This window comes from Pseudomonas putida (assembly GCF_050989985.1).
Taxonomy (GTDB): domain Bacteria; phylum Pseudomonadota; class Gammaproteobacteria; order Pseudomonadales; family Pseudomonadaceae; genus Aquipseudomonas; species Aquipseudomonas putida_AI.
This window is the reverse complement of record NZ_CP158815.1, coordinates 524,079-537,984: the sequence shown is the minus strand read 5'-3', so window position 1 is coordinate 537,984 and position 13,906 is coordinate 524,079. Positions and strand designations below refer to the sequence as shown.

Below are 13,906 nucleotides of genomic sequence, written 5' to 3'. Positions count from 1 at the left end.
GCCTTTACCTCCCGAATTCCCAACTATCCTTAAGCGCAGGCCATCCAAAACAGGGGAGAGCCGGTACACCGGCGCGCGGATCATCGGGAGTAGCTTTCGGAGTAGTCAGCTTCGGAAGGTTTCTGGGGGGTAAACAGCGACTGCCTGTTCGGTTGCTGCCAGCATCGACTGAGTGATCCGGCGTCGGCTCCACGTATCGAGCGAGGTGACGTCATGAGTATCTTTAGCCACTTCCAACAACGTTTCGAGTCCACACGCCAGGAAGAATTCTCGCTGCAAGAGTATCTGGAACTGTGCAAAAAGGACCGTAGCGCCTACGCTTCCGCCGCCGAGCGCCTGCTCCTGGCCATCGGGGAGCCCGAGTTGCTCGACACCTCGACCAACTCGAGGCTGTCGCGGATCTTCTCCAACAAGGTAATCCGCCGCTATCCGGCCTTTGAAGACTTCCACGGGATGGAAGAATGCATCGACCAGATCGTGTCGTATTTCCGCCATGCCGCTCAGGGCCTGGAAGAAAAGAAACAGATCCTCTATCTGCTCGGCCCCGTCGGTGGCGGTAAATCGTCCCTGGCCGAGAAACTCAAACAACTGATGGAAAGAGTGCCCTTCTACGCGATCAAGGGCTCGCCGGTTTTCGAATCCCCTCTGGGTCTGTTCAACGCCACTGAAGATGGCGCCATTCTCGAGGAAGACTTCGGCATTCCACGTCGCTACCTGAACACCATCATGTCGCCCTGGGCCACCAAGCGCCTTGCCGAATTCGGTGGCGACATCAGTCAGTTCCGCGTAGTCAAACTCTACCCGTCGATCCTCAACCAGATCGCCGTGGCCAAAACCGAGCCGGGAGATGAAAACAACCAGGACATCTCGGCACTGGTGGGCAAGGTCGATATTCGCAAACTGGAAGAATTCCCGCAGAACGACGCCGACGCCTACAGCTACTCGGGCGCACTGTGCCGGGCCAACCAGGGCCTGATGGAATTCGTCGAAATGTTCAAGGCACCGATCAAGGTGCTGCACCCATTGCTGACTGCTACCCAGGAAGGCAACTACAACAGTACGGAAGGACTGGGGGCGATTCCGTTTACCGGGATCCTGCTGGCCCACTCCAACGAATCGGAATGGCATACCTTCCGCAACAACAAGAACAACGAAGCGTTCATCGACCGGATCTACATCGTCAAAGTGCCGTACTGCCTGCGGGTCAGCGACGAAGTGAAGATCTACGACAAACTGCTGTTCAACAGCTCTCTGGCCAAGGCTCACTGCGCTCCCGACACGCTGAAGATGCTCGCGCAGTTCACCGTACTTTCTCGCCTGAAGGAGCCGGAAAACTCGAACATCTATTCCAAGATGCGCGTGTATGACGGCGAAAACCTCAAGGACACCGATCCGAAGGCCAAGTCGATCCAGGAGTACCGCGACAATGCCGGTGTCGACGAAGGCATGAACGGTCTGTCGACCCGCTTCGCGTTCAAGATCCTGTCGAAGGTCTTCAACTTCGATCCGCACGAAATCGCCGCCAACCCGGTGCACTTGCTCTACGTGCTGGAACAACAGATCGAACAGGAACAATTCCAGGCGGAAACCCGCGAACGCTACCTGCGCTACCTCAAGGAGTACCTGGCACCGCGCTATATCGAATTCATCGGCAAGGAGATCCAGACCGCCTATCTCGAGTCTTACAGCGAGTACGGGCAGAACATCTTCGATCGTTACGTGCTGTACGCCGACTTCTGGATCCAGGACCAGGAATACCGCGACCCGGAAACCGGCGAAATCCTCAATCGCGTAGCACTCAACGAGGAACTGGAAAAGATCGAGAAACCGGCCGGCATCAGCAATCCGAAGGACTTCCGCAACGAAATCGTCAACTTCGTACTGCGCGCCCGGGCCAACAACAACGGCAAGAATCCGACCTGGCTCAGCTACGAAAAACTGCGGGTGGTCATCGAGAAGAAAATGTTCTCCAACACCGAGGACCTGCTGCCGGTCATCAGCTTCAATGCCAAGGCCAGCAAAGAAGACCAGCAGAAACACAACGACTTTGTCACACGGATGGTCGAGCGAGGCTACACCGACAAACAGGTACGACTGCTGTCCGAGTGGTATCTGCGGGTCAGAAAGTCCCAGTAACCCGCCGCCGGCAAGACCGGTTGTCGTCAGCCGGAGGCCTGTTTACGCATTTTCTGCTACACAGGCCTCTGGAAGGTGTTCGAAAGTCGGTAGCGAGGCTCATGCAGTATCCGCAGCGCTTGGGGGAGCGTGTACATCCCTTGGCACTTGGCGTGCTGCCTGATCGCTCGCCCCTTTCGGGACAGCTTCTAAGGAGCAGTCATGAGCTATGTGATCGACCGACGTCTCAATGGCAAGAACAAGAGCACGGTGAACCGTCAGCGGTTTCTTCGGCGCTATCGTGACCACATCAAAAAGGCCGTCGAAGAGGCAGTCAGCCGGCGCTCCATCACGGATATGGAACACGGCGAGCAAATCAGCATTCCCGGCCGCGACATCGATGAGCCGGTGCTTCACCATGGTCGCGGCGGCAAACAGACCGTCGTACACCCCGGCAACAAGGAATTCACCAGCGGCGAGCACATTGCACGTCCGCCGGGAGGTGGTGGTGGCAGAGGCCCAGGCAAGGCCGGTAATTCGGGTGAAGGGATGGACGAGTTCGTCTTCCAGATCACCCAGGAGGAATTCCTCGAATTCATGTTCGAGGACCTTGAACTGCCCAATCTGGTTAAACGCAACCTGACCGGTACCGACACGTTCAAGACTGTGCGTGCCGGGATCAGCAACGAAGGTAACCCGTCGCGGATCAACATCATCCGCACGCTGCGTTCAGCCCATGCGCGGCGCATCGCCCTGTCCGGCAGCAGCCGCGCGAAACTACGCGAAGCCAAGGAAGAACTTCTGCGAATCAAGCAGGAAGAGCCGGACAATTTCGGCGATATCCAGAAACTCGAAGCCGAAATCGAAAAACTCAGCGCCCGCATTCATCGCGTGCCATTTCTCGATACCTTCGACCTCAAATACAACCTGCTCATCAAGCAACCCAACCCCAGCTCGAAGGCGGTGATGTTCTGCCTGATGGACGTGTCTGGCTCCATGACCCAGGCTACCAAGGACATCGCCAAGCGCTTCTTTATCCTGTTGTATCTGTTCCTGAAGCGTAACTACGACAAGATCGACGTAGTGTTCATCCGCCACCACACCAGCGCCCGCGAAGTGGATGAAGAGGAGTTTTTCTACTCCCGCGAAACGGGTGGGACCATTGTTTCCAGCGCCCTGAAACTGATGCAGGAGATCATGGCCGAGCGCTACCCCGCCAATGAATGGAACATCTATGCGGCCCAGGCATCCGATGGTGACAACTGGAACGATGACTCGCCGATCTGCCGCGACATCCTGATCAACCAGATCATGCCGTTCGTGCAGTACTACACTTATGTCGAGATCACCCCGCGCGAACATCAGGCCCTGTGGTTCGAGTACGAGCGCATTGCCGAAGCCTTTTCCGACACTTTTGCCCAGCAACAACTGGTCTCGGCCGGAGATATCTACCCGGTCTTCCGTGAACTCTTCCAGCGCAGGTTAGTGACATGACCGCCAAAGAGCAGAAGCGCCAACCCATTTCCACCGGCTCCGAATGGACGTTCGAGCTGATCCAGGCCTACGACCGTGAAATCAGTCGTATCGCGGCTCGCTATGCCCTCGACACCTACCCTAACCAGATCGAAGTGATCACCGCCGAACAGATGATGGACGCCTACGCCTCTGTCGGCATGCCGCTGGGTTATCACCACTGGTCCTACGGCAAACATTTCCTCAGCACCGAAAAGTCCTACACCCGCGGCCAGATGGGGCTGGCTTACGAAATCGTCATCAACTCCGACCCGTGCATCGCCTATCTGATGGAGGAAAACACCATCTGCATGCAGGCGCTGGTCGTGGCGCATGCTTGCTACGGGCACAACAGTTTCTTCAAGGGCAACTACCTGTTCCGCACCTGGACCGACGCCAGTTCGATCATCGATTACCTGGTGTTCGCCAAGCAGTACATCATGCAGTGCGAGGAGCGCCACGGCATCGACGCGGTAGAGGACCTGCTCGATTCCTGCCACGCCCTGATGAATTACGGCGTCGACCGTTACAAACGCCCGTATCCGATTTCCGCCGAAGAAGAACGTCGCCGGCAAAAAGACCGGGAAGAACACCTGCAGAAACAAATCAATGACCTGTGGCGCACCATTCCAAAAGGCGCGGACAAGTACAGCGAAAAGGACAACGCGCGATTCCCCGCCGAACCACAGGAAAACATCCTCTATTTCATCGAAAAACATGCGCCGCTACTGGAACCGTGGCAGCGGGAAATCGTGCGCATCGTGCGCAAGATCGCCCAGTATTTCTATCCACAACGCCAGACTCAGGTCATGAACGAAGGCTGGGCCACATTCTGGCACTACACCCTGATGAATGATCTGTACGACGAAGGCCTGGTCACGGACGGCTTCATGATGGAGTTCCTGACGTCCCACACCAGCGTGGTATTCCAGCCTGGCTTTGATAGCCCCTACTACAGCGGTATCAACCCATACGCCCTGGGCTTTGCCATGTACCGTGACATCCGGCGCATGTGCGAAGAGCCGACGGAAGAAGATCGTCGCTGGTTCCCGGAAATTGCCGGCAGCGACTGGTTGTCGACCATCAAGTTCGCCATGAGCAGCTTCAAGGATGAGAGTTTCATCCTGCAGTACCTGTCACCCAAAGTGATCCGCGACCTGAAACTGTTCAGCATCCTCGACGACGACCAGAAGGACGATCTGCTGGTTCCAGCGATTCACGACGAAGGTGGTTACCGGATCATCCGTGAAACCCTGGCTGCCCAGTACAACCTGGGCAATCGCGAACCCAACGTGCAGATCTACAGCATCGACCGCCGCGGCGATCGCTCCCTGACCCTGCGCCACCAACAACACGACCGTAAACCGCTGGGAGAGTCCACCGAGGAAGTGCTCAAACACCTGCACCGCCTCTGGGGCTTCGACATTCATCTGGAAACCCTGCAAGGGGAGCAGGTGATGAAAACCCACCATGTACCACCAAAAAGTGAACATGCCGAAGGTGATTACGGCCGACTGGACCTGGCCGTCATCCATCTTTGATCCCGCATGAGCCTCCGAAAGCTCGACGCAACGGTTATCCTGTCGAGCTAACGGAGGTTTTTTATGCGGATCTATAAAGTTGGCGGTGCGGTACGCGATCGCCTGCTGGGACTGGCGGTCACCGACATCGATCGGGTCGTGGTCGGCGCCACGACCGAAGAAATGCTCGCCCAGGGCTTTCGCCCGGTTGGGGCGGATTTCCCGGTGTTTCTTCACCCCAAGACGGGTGAGGAGTACGCCCTCGCCCGGACCGAACGCAAAAGCGGGCGCGGTTACGGCGGGTTCACTTTTCACGCGAGCCCTGAAGTCACCCTCGAAGAAGACCTGATCCGGCGTGATCTGACGATCAATGCCATGGCCGAGGACGATCAACAGAATCTGACCGACCCTTACCACGGCCAGCGCGACCTCGAAGCGCGCATTCTGCGTCACGTTTCCCCTGCGTTTGCCGAAGATCCACTCAGGGTCCTGCGCGTTGCCCGCTTTGCTGCACGTTATGCGGCATTGGGTTTCACAGTCGCCCCTGAAACTCTGGAACTGATGCGCCAACTCAGCGAATCCGGGGAACTTGAAGCCCTGACTGCGGAACGCAGTTGGAAGGAAATCTCCCGAGCCCTGATGGAAAATCAGCCACAGGTGTTCATCGAAGTGCTGCGCGCCTGTGGCGCACTCAAGGTGTTGATGCCGGAGGTCGATGCGCTGTTTGGGGTGCCGCAACCGGAAGATCACCACCCGGAAATCGACACCGGCGTGCATACCCTCAGCGTGCTGCAGCAGGCAGCCCGGCACAAACAACCGCTGACAGTACGCTGGGCCTGCCTGCTACATGATCTGGGCAAGGGGCTGACGCCGGAAGAAGAATGGCCACGGCATATCGCCCACGAGTTCAAGGGACTAAAGCTGATCAAGGCCGTCAATGAACGCTTCAAGGCGCCGAGGGACTGCCAGGAACTGGCGCTTCTGGTGGGCGAATACCACACCCATGGCCATCGTGCCCTGGAGTTGAAACCATCGACTTTGCTGGAGCTGCTGCAAAGCTTCGACGTCTATCGTCGGCCGCAGCGCTTTGAGGAGTTCATCGCGGCGTGCGAGATGGATGCCCGTGGCCGCAAAGGGTTGGAAGATAGAAGTTATCCACAGGCGGATTACTTGCGCGGAGCAGCGAATGCTGCCCGGGGTGTCGCGGTTCAGCCGTTACTGGAGAAGGGGTTCAAAGGGCCGGAGCTGGGTGAGGCGATCAAACGGGAGCGGCTCAAGGCATTGAAGGCCTACAAAGAGGCCGCGTCCGCCTGAATTGAATCGCGGGCAACCCCGCTCCCCTCAAGAACAGTGCAAATACTGTGGGAGCGGGCTTGCCCGCGAATGCGTCAGCCGGATCAGATCAAATCAGAAGGCGTCAGCTGCTCACCACGCCACTCGAAAGCCACCGGCGCCAGCACCTGATCAATCTGCGCCTCACTCCACAGAGCTGCAAAGCTTTTTCCTACGCCAGGATGCACCCGATCCGGCGCAATCAGTGACAGCGGCCACAACACAAAGGCATTTTTCAGGATTTCGGCCCGCGGCAGAACCAGGCCATCGAAGTTACCCACCAGATCGCCAAATAGCAGCACATCGATATCCAGTGGCAAACCCTTGCGGTCCGGCGCGTAGCGACCGTTGTCGGCTTCGATGAATTTCAGCCGGCGATCCAGCTCCATCAGTGGCAGATCAGTGAAGGCCGAGACCACGAAATTGAAGAACGGCCCGCTCTTGATCCCCACCGGCTGGCTTTCGAAGACCGGCGAGCACTGGATATCCACCAGAAAGCCCGCCAGGGCATCCAGGCCGGCCTGCAAATGGGATTCGCGCTCGATATTGCTACCGAGCCCGAGGTACACATGAGTCAGCGACATCCGCGCTCGATCTCCACGCCCACGCCACCGGTAGCGGCAGGAACAGCACCTGGCTTGGTCAGCTTGAGGCGCATCCAGGTGATCTTGAACTCGCTCATCAACGTTTCGGTCAGACGCTCGGCGAAGGTCTCGACCAGCTGGAACTGCGCCTGCTCGGCAAAGGCCTGGATGCGGGACGAAACACTGGCGTAATCAAGCGCCAGGGTCAGATCGTCACCGGCCGCGGCCGGACGGTTATCCCAGGCGAAACTCAGATCAAGACGCAAGCACTGTCGGATGCCTCGCTCCCAGTCGTAGGCACCGATCACGGTGTCGACTTCCAGGCCCTCGATAAACACTCTGTCCAAGCACTTTTCTCCGCTACACGACAAGGGCGCATTGCGCCGTTAGAATCAGGGCGTCCTCGCCCGGAATAGTTAGCATGTTTTGGTTACTGGCGATCCTCGCCTACCTGCTCGGCTCTCTGTCCTTCGCCATTTTGCTCAGCCGCCTGACGGGTAACCCCGATCCGCGAATGAGTGGTTCGGGCAATGCCGGAGCCACCAACATGTTGCGCCTGGCCGGCAAGAAACTCGCCATCCTGACTTTACTGGGCGATCTCTGCAAAGGCCTGCTACCCGTGCTGATCGCCGGCATTGCAGGGCTTTCGCTGCAAGATCAGGCCTGGATCGGCGTTTGCGCGGTCATCGGCCATCTGTTCCCGCTGTACTTCCGTTTTCGCGGCGGCAAAGGTGTCGCCACCGCTGCCGGGATGCTGCTGGGCCTGTATCCACCCGCTGCCCTGCTGGCCGTCTGCACCTGGATGCTGACGTTCTACCTGACCCGCACCAGCTCGCTGGCCGCCCTGATCGCCACGCCGCTGACCCTGCCCTTGCTGGCCTGGCAGGAACCGGCGGCACTGCTGCCCATGACGACGCTCACGGGACTGATCGTCTGGCGCCATCGCGGCAATCTACGCGACCTGTTCGCCGGGCGCGAACGGCATTTCTAGATGCCAGACGTGAGTGCCGCTCATGACAACGCCGACAACTGCTCCATCGGCCAGCGGGCCTGCACGCTGATCGCCAGGCTTTCCTGCTGACCGGCCTGCAAGCGCTGACAGCCGGCGAACGCGATCATGGCGCCGTTATCGGTGCAGAACTGTGGGCGAGCGTAGAAAACATTGCCTTTCATATCGCCAAGCATCTTTTCCAGGGAAGTGCGCAATGCCTTGTTGGCACTCACGCCCCCGGCGATCACCAGGCTCTTCATGCCGGCCGCCTTGAGGGCACGCTTGCACTTGATGGTCAAAGTCTCCACCACGGCCTGCTGGAACGCCAGCGCGATGTCGCAACGGGCTTGCTCGCTGTCGTCCCCGGCGCTCACGCACTGTTGCCAGGTGTTCAGCGCAAAGGTTTTCAAGCCGCTGAAGCTGAAGTCCAGGCCAGGGCGATCGCACATTGGACGCGGGAAGGTGAATCGCCCCGAAACCCCTTGTTCGGCCAGGCGAGCGATCTCCGGGCCGCCCGGATAGTTGAGGCCCATCATCTTGGCGGTCTTGTCGAAAGCTTCACCCGCGGCGTCATCCAGAGTCTCGCCCAGCAGTGTGTATTGACCGATGCCGTCGACCTGAACCAGTTGCGTATGGCCTCCCGACACCAACAAAGCGACGAACGGGAATTGCGGCGGTTGCGACTCCAGCATCGGCGCCAGCAAGTGGCCTTCCATATGGTGCACGCCCAGCGCCGGAATACCCCAGGCAAAGGCCAGCGCCTGGGCACAGGAAGCCCCCACCAACAATGCGCCGACCAGCCCGGGACCCGCGGTGTAGGCTATGGCGTCGATCTCGGTCGGGACACAGTCGGCTTCAGCCAACACCTGACGAATCAAGGGCAGCATGCGCTTGACGTGATCGCGCGAGGCCAGCTCCGGCACGACACCGCCATAGGCGCGGTGCAGGTCGATCTGACTGAACAGTGCGTCGGCCAGCAGACCGCGCTCACTGTCGTAAAGTGCGACGCCGGTTTCGTCGCAAGAAGTTTCTAATCCCAGTACTAGCATGGGTTTGCGCCTTGTTTAGGCTGAATTCGAAGGCGCGCATAATAGTCGTCGCGTGATGCCCCGACCAGCGGTTTTCGATCAGAGGCTTTGCATTCCGAGCCACGAGGGGTTAACATCCGCAACCCTTAAAAACCGACGTCTTCAAGTGCTCTTTTGCCGCGAGGATGTTGACCCCGGTAATGAATGAAGGTAGCTCTGGATGCCAGCCGTCAAAGTAAAAGAGAACGAACCCTTCGACGTAGCTCTGCGTCGTTTCAAGCGCTCCTGCGAAAAAGCCGGTGTACTGGCTGAAGTTCGTAGCCGCGAATTTTACGAGAAGCCAACTTCTGAGCGTAAGCGCAAAGCAGCTGCTGCTGTTAAGCGTCACGCCAAGAAAGTTCAGCGCGAACAGCGCCGCGCCGTTCGTCTGTACTAATACACAGACGATCGTAGCAAGCTTCTGCCAAGCCCGGCCCTCAGCCGGGCTTATGGCATTTGCGTAAAACGCTTGATGCTTCACCGTCGAAGCCGCAGATGCGACCGAGACAAATCTGCTTCACCGCGTCAGACCTGGCTCTATTGCCAGCGGTGCACGTCTTTTCTGACGGGCCTTCCAAGGCTACTGACGAGCACACCCACTGATTCCTCTCACGACGATCAGCCCAAGGCACCTTCTTGCGTGCCAAAAGATGAGCTATCCGAGACCGATGACCGGTCGCAGCCGGATTCAGCGAAACACTTTCAAATAGTCGAATACTGATAGGTATTAATGTCAGTGGATTTTCGGCAGATACACTTCCCGACAGCGATTACGCAGACGACACCGGTCGAGCCGCACATCTTGCGCGCCTCAAACAATGACCCGCGTTCGACCGCCCATCGTAAAGGGCTCCTTTCAGCGCAGACGACGAGAACGCCATGGCCGGGCTAATTCCCCAGAGCTTCATTGACGACCTTCTGAACCGCACCGACATCGTCGATGTGGTCAGCTCGCGCCTGCAATTGAAGAAAGCCGGCAAGAATCACACGGCCTGCTGCCCGTTTCACAAAGAGAAAACACCGTCTTTCAGCGTGAGCCCCGACAAGCAGTTCTACTACTGCTTCGGCTGCGGCGCTGGCGGCAACGCCCTCGGTTTCATCATGGACCACGACAACCTGGACTTTCCCCAGGCTGTCGAAGAACTGGCCAAAGCCGCTGGCATGGAAATCCCCCGCGAAGAAAGTGGCCGCCGGCAAAAACCGCGGCAGCCGACTGATTCGCCGCTGTACCCGCTGCTCACAGCCGCCGCCGACTTCTACCGCCAAGCCCTGAAAAGCCATCCGGCGCGCAAGGCCGCCGTGGATTATTTGAAGGGTCGTGGTTTGACGGGTGAAATCGCCCGGGACTTCGGCCTCGGCTTCGCCCCACCGGGCTGGGACAACCTGTTCAAACACTTGAGCAGCGACACCCTGCAGCAAAAAGCCATGATCGATGCCGGCCTGCTGATCGAGAACGCCGAAACCGGCAAACGCTATGACCGCTTCCGCGATCGCGTGATGTTTCCGATTCGCGACAGCCGCGGCCGCATCATCGCCTTTGGCGGCCGAGTACTGGGCGACGACAAGCCCAAGTACCTGAACTCCCCTGAAACCCCGGTATTCCACAAGGGCCAGGAACTCTACGGCCTGTTTGAGGCACGCAAGAACAACCGCAACCTCGATGAAATCATCGTCGTCGAAGGCTACATGGACGTTATTGCCCTGGCCCAGCAAGGCCTGCGCAATGCCGTCGCGACCCTGGGCACCGCCACAAGCGAAGAACACCTGAAGCGATTGTTCCGCGTCGTGCCCAACGTATTGTTCTGCTTCGACGGCGATCAGGCTGGCCGTAATGCCGCCTGGCGAGCCCTGGAAGCGACCCTGTCGAGCCTGCAGGATGGCCGCCGCGCGCGCTTCCTGTTCCTGCCCGAAGGCGAGGACCCGGACACGCTGATCCGCTCCGAAGGCACCGACGCCTTCCGCGCGCGAATCAATCAGCATGCACAGCCGCTGGCCGATTATTTCTTCCAGCAACTGACCGAAGAAGCCGACCCTCGCTCCCTCGAGGGCAAGGCCCACATGGCAACCCTCGCTGCACCGTTGATCGACAAGGTACCAGGGGCCAACCTGCGCGCCCTGATGCGCCAGCGCCTGATGGAAATCACGGGGTTGAGCGGTGAGGCCGTCAGCCAGCTGGTGCACAGCGCGCCCCAGGATGCGCCGCCAGCCTATGACCCAGGCATGGATTATGACGCCATGCCGGATTACTCCGACTTCCACCAGCCTCAGGAGGCTTACGCGCCCCAGCAGGAATGGACGCCCAAGAAACCGGGTGCCGGCGGCAAGAAATGGGAAAAGAAACCCTGGAGCAAAAACGGTAAGCGCGGTGATCGAGATGAATCCTATGCCCCACGCACGCCCGTAGCGGTAGAAGCACCGACGCTGATTGCCCTGCGTACGCTGATCCACTACCCGAAACTGGCCGGCAAGGTCGAGAGCGCCGATCATTTTGCCAACGAGAGCAACACCTACGCTCAGGTACTGATCGCCCTGATCGAGGCGGTCCAGAAAAATCCTAAGCTAAACTCAATTCAGTTGATGGCTCGCTGGCATGGCACAGAGCAAGGACGCCTGTTGAAAGCACTCGCAGAAAAAGAGTGGTTAATTGACGGCGACAACCTTGAACAGCAGTTTTTAGACACCATTACTAGGTTATCCGCGAGCCAACATACGCAGACCCTCGACGAACTCATCAAGAAAGCAAGGCAGCCGGGTTTATCGGCTGAAGAGCAATCCCAGATAGCAAAACAGATGCGAGACCTCTTAAAACAGAATGTTTCCGCATCAAACCCGACCTCAACTGGCGCGTGAGGTCATAGCTCAGGTATAATCCTCGGCTTGTTTTTTGCCCGCCAAGACCTTCAGTGGATAGGGTGTTATGTCCGGAAAAGCGCAACAGCAGTCTCGTATTATCGATTTGATCAAACTGGGTCGTGAGCAGGGTTACCTGACTTACGCCGAGGTCAATGACCACCTGCCCGAGGATATTTCAGATCCGGAGCAGGTGGAAGACATCATCCGCATGATTAACGACATGGGGATCCCCGTACACGAGGTTGCTCCGGATGCGGACGCCCTTATGCTGGCCGACGCCGATACCGACGAGGCCGCTGCGGAAGAAGCAGCCGCTGCGCTGGCAGCGGTCGAGACCGATATCGGCCGCACCACTGACCCGGTGCGCATGTACATGCGCGAAATGGGTACAGTGGAGCTTCTGACTCGTGAAGGCGAAATTGAAATCGCCAAGCGTATCGAAGAAGGCATCCGTGAAGTGATGAGCGCGATCGCGCACTTCCCTGGCACGGTTGAGCACATCCTCTCCGAGTACACTCGCGTCACCACCGAAGGCGGCCGCCTGTCCGACGTTCTGAGCGGTTACATCGACCCGGACGACGGCATTGCGCCACCTCCGGCCGAAGTACCTCCGCCGATCGACGAGAAGGCCGCAAAAGCGGACGACTCCGACGACGACGAAGACGCTGAAAGCTCGGATGACGAGGAAGAAGCCGAAAGCGGTCCGGATCCGATCATCGCTGCACAACGCTTTGGCGCTGTGGCCGATCAGATGGACATCACCCGCAAGGCCCTGAAAAAGCACGGTCGTCACAACAAGGCCGCAATTGCCGAGTTGCTGGCCCTGGCCGAGCTGTTCATGCCGATCAAACTGGTGCCGAAGCAGTACGAAGGCCTGGTTGAGCGTGTACGCAGTGCCCTGGATCGTCTGCGCCAGCAAGAGCGCGCAATCATGCAGCTCTGCGTTCGTGATGCACGTATGCCGCGTGCCGATTTCCTGCGCCAGTTCCCGGGCAATGAAATCGACGAAAGCTGGACCGACGCACTAGCCAAAGGCAAGAGCAAATACGCTGAAGCCATTGCCCGCCTGCAACCGGACATCGTTCGTTGCCAGCAGAAGCTGACCGCGCTGGAAGCCGAAACCGGCCTGACCATCGCCGAGATCAAGGACATCAACCGTCGCATGTCGATCGGTGAGGCCAAGGCCCGCCGCGCGAAGAAAGAGATGGTGGAAGCGAACTTGCGTCTGGTGATCTCCATCGCCAAGAAGTACACCAACCGTGGCCTGCAATTCCTCGACCTGATCCAGGAAGGCAACATCGGCTTGATGAAAGCGGTAGACAAGTTCGAATACCGTCGCGGCTACAAGTTCTCGACTTATGCCACCTGGTGGATCCGTCAGGCGATCACTCGCTCGATCGCCGACCAGGCCCGCACCATCCGTATTCCGGTGCACATGATCGAGACCATCAACAAGCTCAACCGTATTTCCCGCCAGATGTTGCAGGAAATGGGTCGCGAACCGACGCCGGAAGAACTGGGCGAACGCATGGAAATGCCTGAGGACAAGATCCGCAAGGTATTGAAGATCGCCAAAGAGCCGATCTCCATGGAAACCCCGATCGGCGATGACGAAGACTCCCATCTGGGCGACTTCATCGAAGACTCGACCATGCAGTCGCCAATCGATGTTGCGACCGTTGAGAGCCTCAAGGAAGCGACTCGCGAAGTACTGTCCGGCCTCACCGCTCGTGAAGCCAAGGTACTGCGCATGCGCTTCGGTATCGACATGAATACCGACCACACGCTTGAAGAGGTGGGTAAACAGTTCGACGTGACCCGTGAGCGGATTCGTCAGATCGAAGCCAAGGCACTGCGCAAGCTGCGCCACCCGACGAGAAGCGAGCATTTGCGCTCCTTCCTCGACGAGTAATCACAAAACCCCCGGCCCAG

11 protein-coding genes are annotated in these 13,906 nt (G+C 58.5%); 8 read left to right on the top strand and 3 right to left on the bottom strand.

All coding sequences use genetic code 11. The annotated features are described in order from the left end of the window. The first annotated feature begins 213 nt into the window (after positions 1 to 213). The 4 genes from ABTV29_RS02510 (at position 214) to ABTV29_RS02495 (ending at position 6,461) form a co-directional block, all read left to right on the top strand. Complete coding sequence (locus tag ABTV29_RS02510) at positions 214 to 2,136, top strand: PrkA family serine protein kinase (RefSeq protein ID WP_110965176.1); 1,923 nt, start codon at positions 214 to 216, stop codon at positions 2,134 to 2,136. A 201-nt stretch (positions 2,137 to 2,337) separates the two neighbouring features. After that, positions 2,338 to 3,609: a YeaH/YhbH family protein gene (locus ABTV29_RS02505; protein WP_110965177.1), complete on the top strand. Its 1,272-nt coding sequence runs from the start codon at positions 2,338 to 2,340 to the stop codon at positions 3,607 to 3,609. Then, the gene (locus ABTV29_RS02500) at positions 3,606 to 5,168 is read left to right on the top strand and encodes a SpoVR family protein (RefSeq protein WP_433768722.1); all 1,563 of its coding nucleotides are present in this window, start codon (positions 3,606 to 3,608) and stop codon (positions 5,166 to 5,168) included. Before ABTV29_RS02505 ends, ABTV29_RS02500 begins: the two co-directional genes overlap by 4 nt. A 63-nt stretch (positions 5,169 to 5,231) precedes the next feature. Next, positions 5,232 to 6,461, top strand: a complete 1,230-nt coding sequence (locus ABTV29_RS02495; protein ID WP_433768721.1) for a multifunctional CCA addition/repair protein — start codon at positions 5,232 to 5,234, stop codon at positions 6,459 to 6,461. Positions 6,462 to 6,544: 83 nt separating this feature from the next. Here the strand turns inward: ABTV29_RS02495 and folK are convergent, their stop codons facing one another. Both folK and folB read right to left on the bottom strand, forming a co-directional pair. Beyond that, entirely contained in the window at positions 6,545 to 7,063 is a 519-nt protein-coding gene (folK, locus tag ABTV29_RS02490) for a 2-amino-4-hydroxy-6-hydroxymethyldihydropteridine diphosphokinase (RefSeq protein WP_433768720.1), read from the bottom strand. Next, a complete protein-coding gene (folB, locus tag ABTV29_RS02485; protein ID WP_433768719.1) occupies positions 7,054 to 7,410 on the bottom strand; it encodes a dihydroneopterin aldolase in 357 nt (118 codons plus the stop codon). Before folB ends, folK begins: the two co-directional genes overlap by 10 nt. 74 nt (positions 7,411 to 7,484) lie before the next feature. Between folB and plsY the strand changes: the two genes are divergently transcribed. Beyond that, positions 7,485 to 8,054, top strand: coding sequence for a glycerol-3-phosphate 1-O-acyltransferase PlsY (gene plsY / locus ABTV29_RS02480; protein WP_433768718.1), 570 nt, complete (start codon positions 7,485 to 7,487; stop codon positions 8,052 to 8,054). A gap of 20 nt (positions 8,055 to 8,074) precedes the next feature. Here the strand turns inward: plsY and tsaD are convergent, their stop codons facing one another. Beyond that, the gene (gene tsaD / locus ABTV29_RS02475) at positions 8,075 to 9,103 is read right to left on the bottom strand and encodes a tRNA (adenosine(37)-N6)-threonylcarbamoyltransferase complex transferase subunit TsaD (RefSeq protein WP_433768717.1); all 1,029 of its coding nucleotides are present in this window, start codon (positions 9,101 to 9,103) and stop codon (positions 8,075 to 8,077) included. A gap of 199 nt (positions 9,104 to 9,302) precedes the next feature. Here tsaD and rpsU point away from each other — a divergent pair, with 199 nt between their 5' ends. The 3 genes from rpsU (at position 9,303) to rpoD (ending at position 13,886) form a co-directional block, all read left to right on the top strand. Further along, on the top strand, positions 9,303 to 9,518 hold the full coding sequence (rpsU, locus tag ABTV29_RS02470) for a 30S ribosomal protein S21 (RefSeq protein ID WP_002551877.1): 216 nt from the start codon (positions 9,303 to 9,305) through the stop codon (positions 9,516 to 9,518). A 482-nt stretch (positions 9,519 to 10,000) separates the two neighbouring features. Continuing rightward, on the top strand, positions 10,001 to 11,971 hold the full coding sequence (gene dnaG / locus ABTV29_RS02465; RefSeq protein WP_433768716.1) for a DNA primase: 1,971 nt from the start codon (positions 10,001 to 10,003) through the stop codon (positions 11,969 to 11,971). A gap of 67 nt (positions 11,972 to 12,038) precedes the next feature. Beyond that, a complete protein-coding gene (gene rpoD, locus ABTV29_RS02460; RefSeq protein WP_433768715.1) occupies positions 12,039 to 13,886 on the top strand; it encodes an RNA polymerase sigma factor RpoD in 1,848 nt (615 codons plus the stop codon). Positions 13,887 to 13,906 lie beyond the last annotated feature (20 nt).